At 37.8% G+C, this 19,460-nt stretch carries 20 protein-coding genes; 4 read left to right on the top strand and 16 right to left on the bottom strand.

Features of this window, described 5'->3' with window-relative positions; translation table 11 throughout:
- Nucleotides 1-15 precede the first annotated feature (15 nt).
- From ndoA to acpS, 5 genes are all read right to left on the bottom strand, one after another.
- Nucleotides 16-366, bottom strand: coding sequence for a type II toxin-antitoxin system endoribonuclease NdoA (gene ndoA / locus U9R83_RS01130; protein ID WP_013055004.1), 351 nt, complete (start codon nucleotides 364-366; stop codon nucleotides 16-18).
- 4 nt (nucleotides 367-370) lie between these two features.
- A complete protein-coding gene (locus U9R83_RS01125) occupies nucleotides 371-652 on the bottom strand; it encodes a CopG family ribbon-helix-helix protein (RefSeq protein WP_013055003.1) in 282 nt (93 codons plus the stop codon).
- Nucleotides 653-852: 200 nt separating this feature from the next.
- Nucleotides 853-2,013, bottom strand: coding sequence for an alanine racemase (gene alr / locus U9R83_RS01120; RefSeq protein WP_372460956.1), 1,161 nt, complete (start codon nucleotides 2,011-2,013; stop codon nucleotides 853-855).
- Between the two features lie 143 nt (nucleotides 2,014-2,156).
- Entirely contained in the window at nucleotides 2,157-3,215 is a 1,059-nt protein-coding gene (locus U9R83_RS01115; protein ID WP_116739693.1) for a LolA family protein, read from the bottom strand.
- A gap of 58 nt (nucleotides 3,216-3,273) precedes the next feature.
- Complete coding sequence (acpS, locus tag U9R83_RS01110; protein ID WP_115655114.1) at nucleotides 3,274-3,639, bottom strand: holo-ACP synthase; 366 nt, start codon at nucleotides 3,637-3,639, stop codon at nucleotides 3,274-3,276.
- A 64-nt stretch (nucleotides 3,640-3,703) separates the two neighbouring features.
- Between acpS and U9R83_RS01105 the strand changes: the two genes are divergently transcribed.
- Nucleotides 3,704-4,306, top strand: a complete 603-nt coding sequence (locus U9R83_RS01105) for a rhomboid family intramembrane serine protease (RefSeq protein WP_014461974.1) — start codon at nucleotides 3,704-3,706, stop codon at nucleotides 4,304-4,306.
- An 8-nt stretch (nucleotides 4,307-4,314) separates the two neighbouring features.
- Here the strand turns inward: U9R83_RS01105 and uvsE are convergent, their stop codons facing one another.
- The 4 genes from uvsE to U9R83_RS01085 form a co-directional block, all read right to left on the bottom strand.
- Nucleotides 4,315-5,286 (bottom strand): UV DNA damage repair endonuclease UvsE, encoded by a 972-nt coding sequence (uvsE, locus tag U9R83_RS01100; RefSeq protein ID WP_115652913.1) that lies wholly within the window; start codon nucleotides 5,284-5,286, stop codon nucleotides 4,315-4,317.
- Between the two features lie 95 nt (nucleotides 5,287-5,381).
- On the bottom strand, nucleotides 5,382-6,893 hold the full coding sequence (locus tag U9R83_RS01095; RefSeq protein WP_042992387.1) for a DEAD/DEAH box helicase: 1,512 nt from the start codon (nucleotides 6,891-6,893) through the stop codon (nucleotides 5,382-5,384).
- A 196-nt stretch (nucleotides 6,894-7,089) separates the two neighbouring features.
- Nucleotides 7,090-8,472, bottom strand: coding sequence for a UDP-N-acetylmuramoyl-tripeptide--D-alanyl-D-alanine ligase (locus tag U9R83_RS01090; RefSeq protein ID WP_243550134.1), 1,383 nt, complete (start codon nucleotides 8,470-8,472; stop codon nucleotides 7,090-7,092).
- A 96-nt stretch (nucleotides 8,473-8,568) separates the two neighbouring features.
- Nucleotides 8,569-9,651, bottom strand: a complete 1,083-nt coding sequence (locus U9R83_RS01085) for a D-alanine--D-alanine ligase (protein WP_013054995.1) — start codon at nucleotides 9,649-9,651, stop codon at nucleotides 8,569-8,571.
- Between the two features lie 293 nt (nucleotides 9,652-9,944).
- On the opposite strand from U9R83_RS01085, the gene U9R83_RS01080 reads away from it, so the two are divergent.
- From U9R83_RS01080 to U9R83_RS01070, 3 genes are read left to right on the top strand one after another with little or no spacing between them, the layout of a single operon-like run.
- Complete coding sequence (locus tag U9R83_RS01080) at nucleotides 9,945-10,457, top strand: FMN-binding protein (protein WP_208732796.1); 513 nt, start codon at nucleotides 9,945-9,947, stop codon at nucleotides 10,455-10,457.
- An 11-nt stretch (nucleotides 10,458-10,468) separates the two neighbouring features.
- A complete protein-coding gene (locus U9R83_RS01075) occupies nucleotides 10,469-11,401 on the top strand; it encodes an FAD:protein FMN transferase (protein ID WP_014461980.1) in 933 nt (310 codons plus the stop codon).
- On the top strand, nucleotides 11,385-12,272 hold the full coding sequence (locus tag U9R83_RS01070; RefSeq protein ID WP_014461981.1) for an RnfABCDGE type electron transport complex subunit D: 888 nt from the start codon (nucleotides 11,385-11,387) through the stop codon (nucleotides 12,270-12,272). The genes U9R83_RS01075 and U9R83_RS01070 overlap by 17 nt, the downstream gene beginning before the upstream one ends.
- Before the next feature lie 16 nt (nucleotides 12,273-12,288).
- Here U9R83_RS01070 and U9R83_RS01065 read toward each other — a convergent pair whose 3' ends face one another.
- The 7 genes from U9R83_RS01065 to U9R83_RS01035 form a co-directional block, all read right to left on the bottom strand.
- Nucleotides 12,289-13,524: a sensor histidine kinase gene (locus tag U9R83_RS01065; protein WP_208732797.1), complete on the bottom strand. Its 1,236-nt coding sequence runs from the start codon at nucleotides 13,522-13,524 to the stop codon at nucleotides 12,289-12,291.
- Nucleotides 13,517-14,194, bottom strand: coding sequence for a response regulator transcription factor (locus U9R83_RS01060; protein WP_013054991.1), 678 nt, complete (start codon nucleotides 14,192-14,194; stop codon nucleotides 13,517-13,519). The genes U9R83_RS01065 and U9R83_RS01060 overlap by 8 nt, the downstream gene beginning before the upstream one ends.
- 145 nt (nucleotides 14,195-14,339) lie before the next feature.
- Complete coding sequence (locus U9R83_RS01055) at nucleotides 14,340-15,452, bottom strand: acyltransferase (RefSeq protein WP_042992388.1); 1,113 nt, start codon at nucleotides 15,450-15,452, stop codon at nucleotides 14,340-14,342.
- 218 nt (nucleotides 15,453-15,670) lie between these two features.
- Nucleotides 15,671-16,744, bottom strand: coding sequence for an ABC transporter substrate-binding protein (locus U9R83_RS01050; RefSeq protein WP_042992389.1), 1,074 nt, complete (start codon nucleotides 16,742-16,744; stop codon nucleotides 15,671-15,673).
- Nucleotides 16,741-17,547: an ABC transporter permease gene (locus U9R83_RS01045; protein WP_014461984.1), complete on the bottom strand. Its 807-nt coding sequence runs from the start codon at nucleotides 17,545-17,547 to the stop codon at nucleotides 16,741-16,743. The genes U9R83_RS01050 and U9R83_RS01045 overlap by 4 nt, the downstream gene beginning before the upstream one ends.
- Nucleotide 17,548: 1 nt before the next feature.
- Nucleotides 17,549-18,349 (bottom strand): ABC transporter permease, encoded by an 801-nt coding sequence (locus U9R83_RS01040; RefSeq protein WP_013054987.1) that lies wholly within the window; start codon nucleotides 18,347-18,349, stop codon nucleotides 17,549-17,551.
- Nucleotides 18,339-19,448, bottom strand: a complete 1,110-nt coding sequence (locus U9R83_RS01035) for an ABC transporter ATP-binding protein (protein ID WP_014461986.1) — start codon at nucleotides 19,446-19,448, stop codon at nucleotides 18,339-18,341. The genes U9R83_RS01040 and U9R83_RS01035 overlap by 11 nt, the downstream gene beginning before the upstream one ends.
- Between the last annotated feature and the right edge of the window lie 12 nt (nucleotides 19,449-19,460).

The raw sequence follows: 19,460 nt of genomic DNA, 5'->3' as shown, positions 1-19,460 counted from the left end.
AATGGAAGTATAATTCTAAAAGTCGATAAGTCCTACACTGATTTGCAAGGCTTCATCCACTCTGTCCATCATTTCATCATCTAAATGGGTAATCTTGTCTGTTAGCCTCTGTTTATCAATAGTACGAATTTGTTCTAGTAAAATAACTGAATCTCGCTCAAATCCATAGCGCTTTGCATCAATTTCAACATGCGTAGGTAACTTTGCCTTTTGAATTTGAGCAGTGATCGCAGCTACAATAACAGTTGGGCTAAAACGATTGCCTATATCATTTTGAATGACAAGTACAGGGCGAACGCCTCCTTGTTCTGAGCCAACAACAGGAGATAGGTCAGCAAAATAAACGTCGCCACGTTTGACTACCAAGTCATTACCCCCCGCTTACTAAACGATCCACAGTATGATCAGCTTCATACTCTGCTAGAAAAGCCTCGGAAGCAATATTTAAGTTTATCTTTGCCATCTCCATATATCCACGTCTCATTGATTCGCGAATATGGCGTTTTTTTCGCTCACGAAGGTACAATTTTGTTGCTTGGTGAATAAAATCACTTCGGTTGCCATTTTCTTGTTTAACCATAAGATCGAGCTCCGATACTAAATTTTTCGGTAATCTTACTAGGATTTCTGTAGTTGCGCTCGCTTCAGACACAAACATACACCTCCAACATCAATACACACACCAATAGTCTCATCTTTCCTTATCATAACATTGATTAGCTTTAATGGAAAGTTAATTCTGTCAATTTCTACACTATTATCGTCAATTGATACCCTCTTTTATGCATGGAAGTTATTATTTTATTGTCTTTTGTTCACAGGCTTTTTATGTTGACTCAGGAAGATGTATATTCAGCGCAAGATATAATTATTAACATCAATATGCTGCGAATCTCTTGTATAAACCCTCGGAACCCTTGCTGCAACCATGCAAGGGATTTCATAATTAATTGTTTCAAGATGCTTCGCTACTTCATCAATTGTAATTTCAGCACCTTTTTGTTTTCCAATAAATGTGACTTTCGTGCCCATTTTATACATTTTAGGCAATTTAATCATCAATTGATCCATGCATATTCTACCAACAATTGGCACTTTAACTCCATCTACTAACACTTCAAAATTACTTAATTTACGAATCCAGCCGTCTGCATATCCTACTGGAATAGTAGCAATCCATTCATCTTCTTTAGCTTCATAAGTAGCTCCGTAACTGATATGACTCCCTTTTTTGACTTTTTTAACATGCACAATACGGCTGTGCAGCGAAAAAGCTTGTTTTAACGGAATTGGCAAAACTTCTTTTAATTCCTCAGAAGGGCTCAAGCCATACATAGAGATACCTAAGCGTACGCCATTAAAGATATCGTTCGGACGACGAAGCAAGGCTGCGCTATTTGCACAGTGAATCATCGGAGGTGTAAAATTATGTTCTTTCACAATTCCAACCATTTCTTCAAAGAATGTGTATTGTTCTTCAAAATAAGACGAATTTAGCTCGTCTGCTGTTGCAAAGTGTGTAAACACTCCATCCAGCACAAATCCCGAATGAGAAGCGATGATCTTCATCGTTTTGTGTAATTCTTCTTTTGTTCTAATTCCTAAGCGACCCATTCCTGTATCTATTTTTAAGTGCATATGCAGCTGACTGTTTTCACCTAGAATGGACGCTGCTTCTTCAATCCAAGCTTTGCTATAAGCAGTGACCGTTACATCCCACTCCAATGCGGTTTGAATGTGTAGGGTAGGCACGGCTCCTAATACTAAAATGGATTCCTTTATTCCTTTTTTTCGAAGAGCAATAGCTTCATCCAGAAAAGCTACAGCTAGCATATCAGCGCCAGCTTGAAGCGCAATCTCTGCTACTTCTTTATCTCCATGCCCGTACGCATTCGCTTTTACTACGGCCATTAACATTTTATGCCCCGGTATCAGTTCTCTTACATGATTCACATTTTGAAAAATGGCTTCTACATCAATTTCTGCCCATGTTTCTCTATAAAATGCATCCATTACTACGACACTTCCTTTTTTCAGAACCATTCTAAACGTACTTTCCTCTGTTAGTATAATACATCTATAGCCAAACTTCATCTCGATCTTTATTCAAATCAAGCAAGAACAAGCCTACATATATGCAGGCTTGTAAGCTTCTCTTATTTTCCCATCTGACTTTGCACAGATCTAGCAACTGTACTCAATTCATCTGGTGTTAGCTGATCAGAAGCCAGCATAAAGTCTACTCCATTATATGTCCAAGATAGACTTTTATTCGTTAAAGCTCCCACAGTAAAACCTAAATCAAACGGCTCTCCGGCAGTAACTGTAGATGTTGCTGTTTTAGCTACTTGAGCTTTTTCTTGTACAAGCGTAAACGGCTTTTCTCCCTTGTACATTAAAACGACTCTCTCGCCATTTTCCGTCTCAATTTTCTTTTCCTTGGACAGCTTTGTACCTTTTGGAACATCCTTAGGATAAAGAACGCTAAATGATTTTTGCTGAGCTAATGTCGGAATGTCAATCTTTGCACTTGTCATGTTTCTTTTTGTATCAAAAGCCCCTTTATCAAACTTAGAATCGAATTTCACCTTAGAGAAATCAACTTTTATTAACACTTTATTATCCGTATCCATAATTTTAACCGACACAGGCGCTAAGTCACTTTTGTTCAGCGTAATTTCTTGTTTAGGAAGCATTGTGCTATTTTGATAGTTGGTTTTTGTTTCAAAAATATAATGCTTATCCGTTGATTTAAAACTTGCCTTTTCATCCTTCACAATATCTTGGACAAGGGATTCATACAAATAAGCTTGACTGCTATTTTGCGGCCAGTCACTTTGAAAACGAAAGCTTTTATTTAAGGCCGGCGTTAAAACAAAAACCCCTTCATCATTACGCAAAATCATTTGGCTTTGATCTTTCTTTGTATTTTTCAAATTCACTCGATAATACATAGGCTTACTATGCCAAATCTCTACATCGTATACTTGAGCATCTTTCCCTGTATTCAATGTCATCTTAGCATCTGATTTATACCCCGCCATTTCTTGTACCTTGGCATCCAATGCATCTGTTACATCCTGCTGACTTTTTTCACCGCATGCTGATAAGGCTAAGAGAAAAAAGGCGCAAACAAATAAGCCAATCCATTTTTTATGCATTTCCCCAACTCCTTTATTTCGTATATTCACAGCTAAACGGAGAAGCAAGAACATATCTTGTCTCCCCTATCCACACTATGAATATATGAACAAGAAATAGTGAATATGCAGACTAGCTTGACAAGCGTTCAATAATTACTTGAGCAATCGCATAGTGCGCACTGTGCGAAATAGATACGTGTACAGACGCTTCCAGTGGTTGTTTTGTAACAATGTGGGGTTTTCCTCTTTCATCATTCACAACTTCGATATCTTGGAAGCTGAAATCTTTTCCTATTCCTGTTCCAAGAGCTTTCGAATATGCTTCCTTCACAGCAAATCTCCCTGCTAAAAATTCGACCTTACGTCGGCTTGATAGCTTTTCATAGCGTTCTTTTTCATTTTTTGTTAAAATCCGAGTAATAAAAGCGCTTTGCCGTTGCACCATTTTTTCAATCCGCTCTAACTCTGTAATATCAATTCCAGTTCCTATAATCATTTTCATTTAATCCTCTCTTACAGAATAGTATATAAAAATGCCTTTATAAAAAGGAGTGACAAATATGTTCGTACGCACAGAAAATGCAGCTGAATTTAAACGTTTTTACCCTGTTACCTTCACGCTTATCTGCATCCACATTGCGCTATGGTTACTTGCCGCTCTTCCCTCACACCTTGCAGAATCTTTTATACATCAGCTTATTGGTGTGAATAGCTTAATTTCTCAAGGAGACTACTGGCGACTTTTCACACCTATCTTTTTGCATCTAAGCTTTTCACACCTTCTTTTTAACTCATTTTCCTTGTTCTTGTTAGGACCAGGTGCTGAGCGTATTCTTTCTTCTTATAAGTTTCTTCTATTCTACCTTACGTGTGGATTGCTTGGAAATATTGTTACATTTCTAATCCAATCTTCTTTTTACAGCCATGTGGGTGCATCCGGTGCTATTTTCGGGCTGCTTGGGTTTTACCTCTATCTTGTCATAAAACAAAAGCATATGCTTTCTAAAAGCAACCAGCAAATCATTGTCGTCTTTTTAATTATTGGATTACTTTCAGGTCTGCTAACACCAGGAACCAACAACACAGCTCATTTCGCTGGAGGTATTGCTGGATTTCTTCTCGCTTTTCTTGCGTTCAAACAGAAAAACAAGCCACAGATATGAGGCCTGCTTTAGGATTTAATATAAAAAGTGGATGAGTTAATAAATTCCACATCTTCATAAGACTTTAAATCTCTTACTAACTGAAAGAGCGCTTCATCTTTTTTCTTAGCTTCAATCATGCAATCAATTTGCGGTATCGTTCCATTTATTTCTTTTAAAAAGCTGTAAAACCCATTAACATCGATATAATCTGCATGGGCTCTAAATTCTTTATCACTTTTAGGACTAGATATATGCATTTTAAGAGGAAGCGTTTCATGTTCCCATGTTCTAATGATACGGTCCCAATGCTCTTGCCATGAAGTTTCATCGTTGTTTGCCTGATGATGATGAAGATCAAAAATGATTGGGACATTTAGTTTTTCACATAAATATAAGACGTCCTTTATATGAAAGGTTGTATCGTCGTTTTCTAACATAATCATTTGCTGAATGGATTGAGGTACAAGCCCCCAATTATGAATAAACTGCTCCAGTGCTTTTTCTTTATCATTATAAGCTCCTCCAACATGTAAAACACAGCGATTTTGAAGCGGAACATCCATTCCTTTCAGCAACTTTTGATGCATGCGAAGAGTTTGGATAGAATGCTTAAAAACCTCTTTATCCGTTGAGTTTAAAACAACAAAATGATCCGGATGAAAATCTACTCGCATTGGATGTTCCTTCAAAAATACAGAAATACGCTGAAGAGCATCCTTTAAAGGAGCTATGTAGTTCCACTCTTTTAGCGCGTCATGGTTAGCTAATGGAATTAGCTTAGAACTGAATCGAAAAAACTCAATTTCACTCCATGCATTATGTTTTAATAACCGTAAGCAGTTTTCTAAGTTGGATATTGCAATACGTTCGAGCTTGCGAATGGCCGCTTCATGATCTTTCACACGCTGAAATTGTGCAAAAGTCATTGTTTGAGAAGGAGAACTATTTTCCAAATGAACGCTCATCGCCACATAACCTAACCGAACAATGGTCGACATCAGTGAACACCCCATTTTATTTTACTCATAGTGTGCACCAATAAAATAGCAATTAACACATAAAAAAAACGAGCCTGTTAAGGCTCGTTTTTGTTTTACGCTTTGCTGCGAGAATCTTTACGATTACTGCTGCTATTGCGATTTCTATTATCACTGCCGTTGCTTCCACCGCGACGCTTGTCACCAAAACGCTTTGAGTTTCCACGACGATTTTGCTGTGAGTAGTTTTTAGAATTAGAACGTGAGCGACCTCCGCCATTTCCACGTTTGTTTTTATCACCTTTTGCAATTACCGGTGGTTCCGCAGTTAATTGAATTGGTGATTCGTTTGGCTCTTTTGTAAATAATTTAATTGCAGCTGCCACTAATGAAACTGAATCGTGCTCTTCAAGTAACTCTTCTGCCAACTGTTTGTAGTAAGATAAGTTGCCTTGTGTCACAGATTCTGTTAATTTGTCAGCCGCAATACGCTGTTGACCTTCCATTGCTTCATCAAGCGTTGGAGGAGTCATACGCTCCATTTTACGTTTTGTTGTACGCTCAATGTTGTGTAACTGTCCAGTTTCTCTTGGCGTTACAAATGTCATAGCAGCACCCATTTTACCAGCACGTCCTGTACGTCCGATACGGTGTACATAGCTCTCTGGATCTTGAGGGATATCAAAGTTGTATACATGAGTAACACCAGAGATATCAAGTCCGCGTGCAGCTACGTCAGTCGCAACTAATACATCAATAGAACCTTCTTTAAATTGACGTAGTACAGATAGACGTTTCGATTGCGTCAAGTCACCATGGATACCTTGAGCAGAATAACCACGCATATTTAATGCTTCTGATAACTCATCAACACGGCGTTTTGTACGACCAAAGATGATAGCTAATTCAGGTGATTGCATATCTAAAAGACGAGTAAGGATATCAAATTTACGCTTTTCTTGTACCTCTAAATAGTACTGCGTAATGTTTGGCATCGTTACTTCTTTTGCTTTTACTTTTACCACTTTTGGTTCGTTCATGAATTTTTCAGCAATGCGACGAATTGGAGTAGGCATTGTTGCTGAGAATAAAAGTGTTTGGTGGTTCTCAGGTACGTTTGATAAGATTTTTTCAATGTCTTCGATGAATCCCATGTTTAACATTTCATCTGCTTCATCTAATATAACTGTATGAACGTCTTGTAGACGAAGTGTACGACGATTAATATGATCTAACATACGTCCTGGTGTTCCTACGATAATATGAGGGTGCTTTTTCAATGCACGAATTTGACGACTGATATCTTGACCACCATAAATTGATAGTACGCGTACACGCTTTGTTTGACCAATTTTGTAAAGTTCTTCAGATACCTGTACAGCAAGTTCACGAGTAGGAGCAATAATTAATCCTTGAATTGCATCTACGTTTACATCAACTTTTTCGATAAGAGGAATACCAAATGCCGCTGTTTTCCCTGTTCCTGTTTGTGCTTGTCCGATCAAATCGTGACCTTCTAGTGCTAATGGGATAGTTTCTGATTGAATTGGTGTTGCTTCTTCAAAACCCATTTTACTCACAGCTTTATTAAGCTGTTGACTTAATCCTAAATCTTGAAATAATGCCAAGTTTTTCAAACTCCTTTTATATTTAGACTATCTATATTTTACAAAAAAAAGCATTCTCCGAGGAAACGGAAAATGCTCTAAACGACTACTTCAATAAATTCAACGTTTAGAGTATAAGCGCCTCAAGACACTCAGACTACATCATAACACTATGGCTTTCCGTTTGCAATAGAGCTTACTTATACTCTTTTTAATATCAAGGTAATTTATGCATCATTTTTGAGATAACTTCCTCAAGCTTCATCCCTCGAGATGCTTTCACTAAAACCACATCTTCTCTTGTTGTAATCGCTGTTAATTTTTTAACAAGCTCATCTTTCTCCTCAAAGTGCATTGCCTTATCTTCTGCAAAATTATTTTTTGCTCCTTGCTCAATTTCAACAGATAAGGGGCCGTATGTTAGAACATAATCAATTTTTTCTGCTTGAATAAACTCTCCCACTTCTTTATGGAACTCTTTTTCCTGATCGCCTAACTCCAGCATATCCCCGAGAACAAGAATTTTTTGCTTATAGCCTTCTAAATCATGCATCAACGTGATAGCAGCTTTAACGGACGTTGGGCTTGCGTTATATGCGTCATTAATGAAGGTCAGGCCATCTGTTCGTTTCACGAGCTCCATACGCATATTGGTTAGCTTTAATTCTTTTAATCCCTTAGCGATTGTTTTATTGTCTAGTCCAAAATAATGACCTACCGCAATCGCAGAAAGCGCATTGTGAACATTATGTTTACCTAATACCGGGATAAAGAATGAATATGTTGTTTCACGTGAAACAGTGAATGTTGTTCCTAACTCTTCAGCTGAAATAGCACTTGGATACAAATCGTTTTGTTCTGAGCTGCCAAATGTCACCGTTTCAAATACTGGATTAACTACGCGCGACGTTAAAAGCGGCTCATCACCATTATAGACAAGCTGACCTGTTGGTGCTAAGCCGCTTGTAATTTCTAATTTTGCCTCCGCGATTCCATCACGGCTTCCTAAGTCTTGAAGGTGCGATTCTCCGATATTTGTAATAATGGCCACATCAGGCTCCGCTAAATTAGAAAGAAACTCAATCTCACCTCGGCTGCTCATGCCCATTTCTAAAACTGCAATATCATGAGTTTCATCTAAACGCAAAATAGTAAGCGGCATGCCGATATGATTATTAAAGTTTCCATCTGTTTTCAGAACACGGTAAGTTGTATCAAGCACAGCTTTCACCATGTCTTTTGCCGTTGTTTTTCCGTTACTTCCTGTAATGCCCACTACTTTAATATCTAACTCGTGACGATAGGATTTCGCTAATTGCTGAAGAGCTTCTAGCGTATCATCGACTAAAATAACGCTAATGTCTGTCGGTGGGTTTTCTTCATCCTTGTTCCACAGAGTAGCGACCGCTCCGTTTTCAATTGCTTTATCGACAAATGCATGCCCGTTAAAACGTTCCCCTTTAATTGGGATATATAAATTGCCTTGCTGAATGGTTCTCGTATCAATTGAGACTCCCTCAATTACAGCTGCTTCGTTCCCGCTATGAAATACACTTCCTGGAATCATTGCAGCTAGCTGTTTAAGCGTACGTTTAATCATTGTTGGTTTGCTCCTCTCGATATAAAGTAAATTATGGATAACATTAATTGAAACGAAACACAGAAACACTATTCATAATGAATAGTGTTGTGTGAGTTACATTGTGTGTTTAATTTGCTGCTTTTCAGTATGACGTTCAATTGCTAGTGATACAAGTTTTTCAATTAAATCTGGATATTCAACCCCTGCGTGTTTCCACAATAACGGGAACATACTGAAAGGTGTAAAACCAGGCATCGTATTCACTTCATTAATAATGAATTTACCTTCTGATGTTAAGAAGAAATCTGCACGCACAAGACCAGATCCATCAATTGCTTTAAATGCTTTGATTGCTAGTGCTGACATTTCTTGATGCTGTTCTTCTGTAATTTCAGCTGGAATAATAAGACCTGTATCGCCGTCTTCATATTTGGCTTTGTAATCGTAAAACGCTTTTTTAGGTAAGATTTCTCCAACTACTGAACAAGCTGCTTCATCATTCCCTAACACACCAATTTCAACTTCACGACCAACTGCTGCTGCTTCTACAATGATTTTTCGATCGAATAAGAAGGCTTCAACAAATGCCGCTTCTAACTCTTCGCGGTTATCACATTTGCTAATCCCAACGCTTGAACCCAAGTTTGCTGGTTTAACAAAGCAAGGGTATCCAAGTGTTTCTACTTTTTCATAAGCAGCCGTTCGATCTGCTTCCCACTCGCGGCGGATAAATGATACGTACTCTACTTGAGGCAGACCTGCCTGTGCAAACAGCTGCTTCATTACAACTTTATCCATACCAGCCGCTGAAGCTAATACACCATTTCCAACATAAGGAATATTCAATAATTCTAATAATCCTTGTACCGTACCATCTTCTCCATTTGGACCATGAAGAAGTGGGAAAATAACATCTAGCTGATCATCTGTTTTTGAATCTGTTAATGCAAACATTTCCGTATTCAATGAAACTGGTGAAATAGCAGTTCCGTTATCTTGAATTTCTAATTGAGCAACTGTTTCAAGCGGACCAGTCAGCTGTGTGCCGCGAATCCACTTTCCTGTTTCTGTAATGTAAATTGGATGCACTTCATATTTATCGTGATTAATTGCTTTTGAAACTGCTAGAGCTGTTTGTAAAGATACTTTATGTTCAGCGGATTTTCCTCCGTATAAAAGGCCAAGCTTAATTTTCACTGATGTTCCTCCTAACACATATTCATCTTTTCTATTTTATCATGCACGTTTAGATAGTAAACAGAAATATTAACTATTATTACGTATGTCAAAATAGCTAGGCTTGTGAAAGAAATTCCAGCTTCTCCTTTCATTATTTAAAATGACCTTTTCACTTAGATCATTTATTTTTAAAAAAACTTTTTTGATTTTAAATCTTTTTTAAAAGTTTATTTGTAAAGTTTATCTATGCTAAAGATCACCATCAATAATCGAACTTATAGTTCTGGTATAAATCAGGAGGTTCAACAATCATGAGTAAAATGGGAAAAACGATGATTGCTGCCTGCAGCGTAGCCATTGGAAGTATTTATGCAACCGGTTATATAAACACTCTATCTGACGCGCAAGCTGTTCAAGTCACGCCGGCTCGTCATCAGAAAAACACGACCGATCAGACAGACAATCAAACGATTGTTAATGACAACTGGGGAGAAGATATAGCTTCTTCTAATAAGAACCCTTCATCAGCGAGTACCGAAAGTTCTGCTCCTAAAACAAAATACAAAGATGGAACGTATGCTGGACAAGGAAGCAACCGTATCGGAACTGTTTACGTATCGGTGACCATTAAAAACGATCGAATTGATATAGTTGAAATTACAGAAGCGGATACTCACTATTCTGAGAGTTACATTGAGAATCTTCCGTCTCAAGTGGTACAAAGACAAAGCTCAGATGTCGACGTCGTGAGCGGAGCAACGCTTAGTACAGAAGATTTTCAAAATGCCGTGGACGACGCACTTCAGCAAGCAATGAATGCATAAAGGAGAAACGAATGATGTCCATAAAAACGTATAGCCGCTCTGTCTTATGTATGGGAACAACCGTGTCCATTCAAGTAATTGCTCCGCAATCAGAGGAAGCAAATGTCCTTCACCACATCTCAAAGGCATTTACTATTTTTAAAACCGTTGAAACGATATGCAGTCGATTTGATACCAAAAGCGAAGTTATGAAACTAATGAGACATGTCAAAGAACCGGTTTCTGTTAGTCCTCTATTATTTGAAGCCCTTCATTTCGCTGTCTTAGTAGCAAATGAAACGAATGGCATCTTTGACCCAACGGTAGGAAAACAATTAGAAAACCGCGGTTTTAACGAACACTACTTATATGGAAAGCCCGTACAAGTGAACGAAGCAGTCAATTCTGGAAGTTATAAAGACATCGTATTGGATACACATAAAAAAACGGTTCTCTTACAAAAACCGATGATTATAGATCTTGGAGCGGTCGCCAAAGGATTGGCAATTGATTTAGCTGCCCGCTCCATTCCTTATCAGCATTTTATGATTAATGCGGGAGGAGACATCCTAGTTAAAGGCCTCAATCAACACGGAGAATTGTGGAAAGTCGGGATTCAGCACCCTGCGATTCAAACGCAGTCATTACTCACTTTGCGTGTAACAGATACGGCTGTCTGCACATCAGGAAATTATGCTAGAAAAAATAAGACGCATCCATCAACGCATCATTTGGTTAATCCCTTATCTCCATCCACTCGAAGCAGTCTACTGAGTTGTACAGCTATTGCTCCTTCTGCCATGCTGGCCGATGCGTTATCTACGTCAGCTTTTATTTTAGGAGCAGAAAAAGGAGTAAATTTATTGAATGATGCCGACATACGCGGCGTGCTCTTCGATTCTAGTTTCACTCCTTTTTTCACATCAGATATGGAGGAATTAATGAATTATGACCACACGTTCTGAACGAAGAAGCGGTGTTAAATATATTAGTACACCAAAAGGTTATATTATTGTAGATGAAAACAAACCAAAGGAAGTAAGTCGATGGGCGCAGCTAGTTAAAACACCTAAAAGATATGTAATCGCTATGCTGCTGCTTTTAACTTTATTAGGTGAATTCAACTCTTCTGCCTTTCAAGGGTTAGGACACCTACTGCTTGCCGTATCTTCGGCGGCCGCCTTAGATTTAGGATTTTCTTTTGCTTATAAAAAGAAAATTCAGCTTCCTGACGGCGGAATTATTACTGGATTAATTATTGCCTTAGTGCTCAGCACCTCTACACCTGCTTGGGTCACATTTTGCACTGTAGCTGTTGCGATTTTATCGAAGCACTTAGTAAAAGTTAAAAAGAAGCCGATTTTTAACCCTGCCGCTTTTGGTCTTCTCTTTTCACTTATTGTCTTTTCAAGCGGCCAAAGCTGGTGGGGAAGCTTATCTTTACTACCTGTATGGCTCATTGTGTTTGTGTTTGTGACGGGGTACCTTGTGACAAGCAAAGTAAATAAATTCCCTCAAGTATTTGCATTTTCAGGCGTGTATTTTGCTATTTTTACGATTATGTCATTAATAGGAATAGGAGATGTAGCGGATGCTTTACGAGCTCCTTTTGTCAATTCCGCTTTATTTTTAGCCTTCTTCATGGTGACGGATCCGCCAACTTCTCCTGCAAAGTATAAAGACCAAATAAAATTTGGACTGCTTGCGGGGGCGATTAGCGCTGTAGATTACTTAGTTTTTGGCGGCCTTGCCTATTTATTAATCGGCCTGTTACTTGCTAATGCATGGAAAGCGTGGAAGACTGCCAACAAAAAAGTGATGAAAAAAGCTGCCTGATGATAGGCAGCTTTTTTCATAGCGGAATTTTCACATGAAATTCCGTACCCACGTTTTTTTGGCTAAAAACCTTAATTTCTCCGTCATGAGCTTGTACAATCCATTTGGCAATCGCGAGACCTAAACCTGACCCTCCTTCAGCACGTGCTCGGCTCTTATCACTTCGATAAAAGCGATCAAACACATATGGAAGGTCTTTCGCTTCAATTCCAACGCCTGTGTCTCTAACGATTAACGTCATAGAGTGATGATGTTTCTTTAGACTGATGTGAATGCTTTCTCCAGAGGGCGTGTATTTAAAAGCGTTATCTAATAAAATCATACATAGCTGATGAAGTCTTTCTTGATCTCCTCCGCACATTAACGATTCAATCTCCCTTGTGAAATGAAGCTCCTTTAGTTCAAATATGGGCTCAAATTGATTAGCTACTTTATCAACCAGCTCGCCCATATTAAAGACCGTTTTGTTTAGCAGCTGTGCACTTGAATCAGATCTAGCCAGTGTTAGTAAGTTACCCACCAGCTTCGTCATCCGCTTCACTTCGTTTAAGCTTTGATAAATATTTTCGCTTTCTTGCTCAATCGTATGATTTGGTCGTCTAAACAATAGCTCGAGATGCGTTTGCATCACGGAAAGAGGCGTTCTTAACTCATGGGAAGCATCTGCAATAAATTCGACCTGTTTGTTCCACGACTTTTGTATAGGTACAAGCGCTCGATTAGCTAAAAACAAGCCGGCTACAAGCGAAAGAAGCAGTCCAATAAACGCTGAAATGATAAGAAGAAAAGCAAGATGCTCTAAGGTTTGAATTTCTGGATCTACGTTTAAGACAAGTTGAATCGTTGAAACGTCTTGGTCTTTTATATACCCTTCGTTTTTCACATTCATCACTCGATAAGCATGACCGTTTACCTCTTGCGACGTTTGGATTTTCCCTTCTGAGAGCGCGGGCTTAAAGTCGTCAATATCGTTTGTATATAACCCTTTTTTAGGTGTGATTTTAATTAACTTTTTATCACTGCTCCAAAGTAAAAACGCAACGCGCCTTTCTGTTTCTCTTTCATTATTTTCTTGAATTTCATGTAGGTTTCTTTTTTTTACTTGCTCCCTCATCTCACTTAACCGATTGTCTGGATTTAAAAAAATAACATGCTGCATATAAAAATATAAAACTAAACTAAAAATGCTCAAAATAACCATCAGCACCATTGTGTTAAATAACACAAGCCTGATTCTTGTCTTTTTAAACATGCTCTTCCCCTTTTAACATAAAGCCTACGCCTCTGACTGTACGTACATAACCGTCACAATTAAAAGGCTGAAGCTTCTTTCTTAAATGGTGAACATAGACGTCTACTACACCCACTCCTACATCAGATGTAAATCCCCATACCCGATTAAAAATTTGATCTCGAATCAGGATTTGTTCTTTATTTCGAATAAAGTATTCCAAAAGCTGAAATTCTTTAATCGTTAACGTTAGGGCACTCCCATTTATCATAACTTCATGATTGGCTTCTCGTATAGAAATGGGACCATATGAAATCATGCCTTCTTCTGCCTGCAAGTCTCTGAGCATCACCCTTAACCTCGCAAAAAGTTCAGCCATGGCAAAAGGCTTAACCAAATAATCATCAGCTCCATAATCGAGTCCTTTCACTCGATCTTCTACACTATCTTTTGCAGTGAGAAAAATAACTTTCGTCAGCACCTTTTGTTTTCTTAGCTTTTTTAGTATGTCAAGCCCTGTCATACCCGGTAGCATAATATCTAAAATCAAGGCATCATAAATATTCTGCTCTGCTAAAAACAAACCTTCATCTCCTTCAGACGCACAATCAACTTCATATCCTTCTTCTTTTAAGCCTTCTACGATACCGTGTAATAATGAAGCATCGTCTTCTACCACAAGTACACGCATATCAAATTCCCCCTTTTGTCATTACCTAAGTAAGCATTATCTTAGCATGTCACTTTTAAAAATATTTTAAAACTAGCGTGTTATCATCTCTTATACTTTATAAAAAAAGTTATGCCTGCAAGCAGACATAACTTTTAACTAAACGCTATTTATGATCCGGACGTCGGTAAATGAACACTGCTTCTTTTGGCAGTTTACCAAACAGAAAGCTAGCAAACGGTAAAAGACGATGACATCCCCAAATGATGAGGTAACAGCCCGCTAATGTTAAAACATAGCGTGCCACGATTTCAAAGTGAAACATGTAATTTCCTTGTATTGGTACTGCTTTTGCCACAAAGTTTAAAACCATTGGGTGAATCAAGTAAAATCCAAACGAGTACATGGCAATATTTTTAACGGTCGTCACGGACTTCACAGAAAGCTTTTCAGCTAATATCTCTGCAATTCGGAAGAAGAAATAACTTCCAGCGACCAAATAAAGCGTATTAACAGCCTCATACGTAAAGCCAGAAATTCGGATTGTCTTCATTGTGTACAAGTGATAATTTAACAGTGAAATAGCTATTCCCGATCCGAGCGTCACCAGAAATAATACAACATTCGATCGACTGTACTTTTTATCCACTTGCTCGCGATAATAAATGCCAATCCAACCGCCGAGTAAAAACGTAGCCATTGTATTTAAAAATAAATTAAATGAAGTGATATGATACGTATTGTTAAGCATTAAATAACCAAGCTGAATGATAATGCCAAACAGCCACATGTATTTTTTAAAAATGGTTATTTTTTGTGCTAGCCATACAAAAACCGGCAGCACGAGATAGACTTGTACAATTAAAAAGATAAAATGAAGCTGATAGTAGGACTCTCCGCGTAAAATACGTTTCACAATATCAGATGCATTTAATTCTGTTGCTCCTACATAGTACGAATAAAATTCATAAATAAGTGCCCAAATAATATAGGGAACCAAAATATATGTCACTCTTCGAGCATAATACGTTTTCCATAAAGTCTTTGTTAAAGGCTTATTAATATAACTATAAAAGAAAACCAAACCTGTGATCACAATAAAGATTCCTGCTTCAATTCGAACAATTCGGTTAAGAAAATGATATTTCTGATAAGCTTCGCTTGCAAATGGCAGTACCGTTGCATACGCTGCTGTTACATGTACGAGCACAACCATCATCATAGCGAATAATCGTAAAAAATAAATGGATTGAATATGCTGCTTTTGTTTTTGCTTCACTTTTTCTCTCCTATATAATGTGAAATATAAATTCTAGATGAATAATAGAACATTCAATTTTCTCTTATCTTTCCCGTTTTACAAATAAAAAAGCTAATAACATAAAATAAATGTTATTAGCTTTACTCGTTTGTATTTTATCTTTCCTCTTGTTATCATGCAACTGAATTTACAAAAACAATAAAGAACTTACGTATAAAGACCTAATTAAGTTCCTTTTATTTACGGTGCATTTTAAATTCTAAAAATAACTCATTGTAATAAGCAAGCATTCGTTTGCCTAAGTTATTATATACTTCAAGCTTTTTTGTTAGTTCTTCCTCTGGGTAAAAACGTTCATCTTCAGCTACTTCTTTCGGCAAATAATCTAACGCTTTTTTATTAGGCGTAGAATACCCTACATATTCCGCATTCTGAGCAGCGTGTTTAGGATCTAGCATAAAATTCATGAATTTATGTGCGCCTTCTACGTTTTTAGCCGTTTTTGGAATAACCATGTTATCAAACCATAAATTCGAACCTTCTTCTGGAACAACGTAATTCAGCTTATCGTTTTCACTCATAATTTCAGAAGCATCGCCTGACCAAACAACGCCAATTGCCGCTTCTTCATTTGCTAGGAGCATCTTAATCTCGTCTCCTACAATGGCTTTGACATTTGGTGTTAATGTATCAAGCTTTCTTTTTGCTTCTTGAAGATGGGCTTTATTCGTATCATTTAATGAATAATTTAAGCTATTTAGCCCCATTCCCATCACTTCTCTAGCGCCATCTGCAAGTAAAATTTGATTTTTCAGCTTAGGATCCCATAAATCATTCCAACTTTTTATCTTCTTACCATGAATCATATCGGAATTATAAACAATACCCACAGTTCCCCAAAAATAAGGAATAGAGTACTTATTGCCAGGATCAAAAGATAAGTCTAAAAAACGCGGATTAATGTATTTTAAATTAGGCAGCTTCGAATGATCAATTGGCAATAGTAAATTTTCTTCACGCATCTTGCTAATCGCGTACTCAGAAGGCACAGCAATATCAAATGTCGTACCGCCTTGTTCAATTTTGGTCATCATTGCTTCATTCGAATCAAAGGTCTGATAAATGACTTTAATTCCGGTTTCTTTTTCAAACTGATTCACTAAATCAGGATCAATATAATCTCCCCAATTATAGACGGTCAGCGTATCTCCTCCAGAGTATCCTTCGGCATTGTTCAAATGGTGAACCACGTACATAAGAACGAAAGAAAGGATGACGATGAAGATAAACGGCTTTGCTAATTGCTTCATTTTCCAGTCGCCACCCCTTTCACTTTATTGCTATATCGCTGACTGATAAAGTAATAACCGATTACAATCAGCACGGTAAACATGAAAATAAGAGTAGAAAGAGCATTGATTTTCAGCGAGACCCCTCTTCTTGCTAACGAGTAAATTTCTACTGAAAGCGTGGAAAAACCATTCCCGGTCACAAAGAACGTAACCGCAAAGTCATCCAAAGAGTAAGTTAAAGCCATAAAAAAGCCTGCAAAGATACCCGGACGAATAAATGGCAATACCACTTTCGAAAGTACTTCAAAGCGGCTTGCGCCCAAATCACGGGCTGCATCAAGCAGTGTCGGACTCATTTCCTGCAGCTTAGGCAGAACCATGATGACCACAATCGGTACACTGAATGCAATATGCGCTAATAATACCGATATAAATCCGAGCTTTACACCAATAATGGTAAATAGGATTAAAAACGATGCGCCAATAATAACATCTGGACTCACAATTAACACATTATTAAATGTTAACAGCGTATTTTGAACACGTCTGCGCTTCACGTATACGATAGCAAGTGCCCCTACCACGCCAATAATCGTTGAAATAACCGAAGACAATAGAGCAATAATTAAGGTATTCAAGACAATGATAAGCAAACGTGTGTCTTGAAACACTTCTTTGTACCAATCTAACGTAAACCCTTCAAATTCACGCATGTTTCCCCCGCTGTTAAAAGAGTAATACATTAAATAAAAAATGGGCGCGTATAAAATGAAAAATACAAAAAATAAATAAAGGTGGCTGAACTTCCACTTTCTCTTCATTTTACACACCTCTCTTTCCAGTGCCTGTTATGAGCATCATAACGGCCATCGCAATAATTAAAAAGACGGCTATTGTGGCGCCCATGCCCCAATCCTGCGTCACTAAAAAATGTTGTTCAATCGCTGTTCCAAGTGTAATGACGCGGTTTCCAGCAATTAAACGCGTAATCATAAAGAGTGATAGTGCGGGAATAAAAACAGCCTGACAACCTGATTTAACCCCTTCTAGCGTTAGCGGAAATACCACTCGCTTAAATGTCACCCATGAAGATGCCCCCAAGTCTCGCGAAGCGTAGATAAGCGAGGGATTAAGTTCTTCTAAAGAGTTAAAGATCGGCAAAATCATAAAGGGGATAAAAATATATACCGATACAAATACAAAACTAAAGTCAGTAAATAAAATTTGATGAGTACCAAGTCCCAGAAATTCAGTAAACTTATTAACCGTACCGTACGTGCCGAATATACCTAAAAAAGCATAGGCTTTTAATAATAGGTTAATCCACGTCGGTAAAATAATCAGTAGAAGCCAAAGCTGCTTATGCTTAAGCTTCGTTAGTAAATAAGCTGTGGGATAAGAAAAAACCAAGGAAAATAACGTAATTAAAAAGGCATACCAAAATGAGCTCAGCGTCATCTGTAAATAAACAGGGGTAAAAAATTTCTTATAGTTTTCAAGCGTCAGCTCATTATCAATGCTGAAAAAAGAATAATAGACAACTAATACAATGGGAGCAACTACAAAAAGCAAAATCCATAACACGTACGGGACTAAATAAATATTTCTTGATTTAGTTTGCATGGTAATCCTCTTCATAACCTTCGAGTCGCTTATCAAATTCTTCTTCCGTTTCATTAAATCGCATAACATGAATAGCTTCAGGTTCAAAATATAAACCAATTTCTTCGCCAACCGTTGCCTTTTTCGTAGAGTGAACGAGCCACTCATTCCCTGCATGGTCATAGCCTAAAATTTCATAATGGACTCCTCTAAACAGCTGTGAATCTACACGAACCTGCAGCTTTCCTTGATCTGAGCTTGTAATGGCTAAATCTTCAGGACGAATCACAATTTCAACTTGCTCATTGCGGTTTAATCCTTGATCGACACATTCAAATTGCTGGCCGCCAAACTCCACTAAAAAGTCAGCAATCATTTTACCTGGTACAATATTTGATTCACCAATAAAATCGGCAACAAAACGATTAATTGGCTCATCATAAATATCTGTAGGTTCCCCGCTCTGCTGGATTCTTCCTTTATTCAAAACAAAGATTTCATCGGACATCGCAAGCGCTTCTTCTTGATCGTGCGTAACAAAAATGAACGTAATACCTAGACGACGCTGTAATTCTCTTAACTCGTATTGCATTTCCGTACGCAATTTTAGATCAAGAGCTGAAAGCGGCTCGTCCAGCAAAATGACTTCGGGCTGATTTACAATTGCTCGTGCAATGGCTACGCGCTGTCTTTGGCCGCCCGACATTTCCTTTATTTCTCTGTTTTCATATCCTTCTAAGTTAACAAAACGAAGGGCTTCTTTAACTTTTATTGCAATATCAGCATTTTTTATCTTCTTGATTCGAAGACCAAATGCTACATTTTCAAATACATTCAAATGGGGGAAAAGTGCGTAGTCTTGAAAAACCGTATTAACCTGACGTTTGTTAGCCGGGACATCATTAATTCTTTTCCCATTAAAATAAATCGTTCCGCTTGAGGCTTCCGTAAAGCCTGCAATTAATCGTAAAATCGTTGTCTTTCCACATCCCGATGGACCTAAGAGGGTATAAAACTTCCCTTTTTCAATTTCAAAGCTTACATGATCCAATACAACTGAATCATTATCATATTGCTTGGTCACATTTTCAAATTGAATAATTGTATTCGTAGATGTCATTTCACTTCACCT

This window comes from Priestia sp. LL-8 (assembly GCF_036227845.1).
Classification (GTDB): Bacteria; Bacillota; Bacilli; order Bacillales; family Bacillaceae_H; genus Priestia; species Priestia zanthoxyli.
The sequence above is the reverse complement of the archived record's forward strand: the minus strand, read 5'-3'. Positions and strand labels throughout refer to the sequence as shown.

Bases quoted from the DNA above. Each gene is read 5' to 3' on its own strand.
- alr (WP_372460956.1), bottom strand. From the start codon at position 2,013: ATGGATGCATTTTATAGAGAAACATGGGCAGAAATTGATGTAGAAGCC.
- U9R83_RS01115 (WP_116739693.1), bottom strand. From the start codon at position 3,215: ATGTTCTTGCTTCTCCGTTTAGCTGTGAATATACGAAATAAAGGAGTT.
- U9R83_RS01070 (WP_014461981.1), top strand. From the start codon at position 11,385: ATGACCACACGTTCTGAACGAAGAAGCGGTGTTAAATATATTAGTACA.
- U9R83_RS01035 (WP_014461986.1), bottom strand. From the start codon at position 19,448: ATGACATCTACGAATACAATTATTCAATTTGAAAATGTGACCAAGCAA.
- U9R83_RS01080 (WP_208732796.1), top strand. From the start codon at position 9,945: ATGAGTAAAATGGGAAAAACGATGATTGCTGCCTGCAGCGTAGCCATT.
- acpS (WP_115655114.1), bottom strand. From the start codon at position 3,639: ATGATTATAGGAACTGGAATTGATATTACAGAGTTAGAGCGGATTGAA.
- U9R83_RS01060 (WP_013054991.1), bottom strand. From the start codon at position 14,194: ATGCGTGTACTTGTGGTAGAAGACGATGCTTCATTATTACACGGTATC.
- U9R83_RS01040 (WP_013054987.1), bottom strand. From the start codon at position 18,349: ATGCAAACTAAATCAAGAAATATTTATTTAGTCCCGTACGTGTTATGG.
- U9R83_RS01065 (WP_208732797.1), bottom strand. From the start codon at position 13,524: ATGTTTAAAAAGACAAGAATCAGGCTTGTGTTATTTAACACAATGGTG.
- U9R83_RS01050 (WP_042992389.1), bottom strand. From the start codon at position 16,744: ATGAAGCAATTAGCAAAGCCGTTTATCTTCATCGTCATCCTTTCTTTC.
- uvsE (WP_115652913.1), bottom strand. From the start codon at position 5,286: ATGTCGACCATTGTTCGGTTAGGTTATGTGGCGATGAGCGTTCATTTG.
- U9R83_RS01045 (WP_014461984.1), bottom strand. From the start codon at position 17,547: ATGAAGAGAAAGTGGAAGTTCAGCCACCTTTATTTATTTTTTGTATTT.
- U9R83_RS01105 (WP_014461974.1), top strand. From the start codon at position 3,704: ATGTTCGTACGCACAGAAAATGCAGCTGAATTTAAACGTTTTTACCCT.
- U9R83_RS01075 (WP_014461980.1), top strand. From the start codon at position 10,469: ATGATGTCCATAAAAACGTATAGCCGCTCTGTCTTATGTATGGGAACA.
- U9R83_RS01090 (WP_243550134.1), bottom strand. From the start codon at position 8,472: ATGATTAAACGTACGCTTAAACAGCTAGCTGCAATGATTCCAGGAAGT.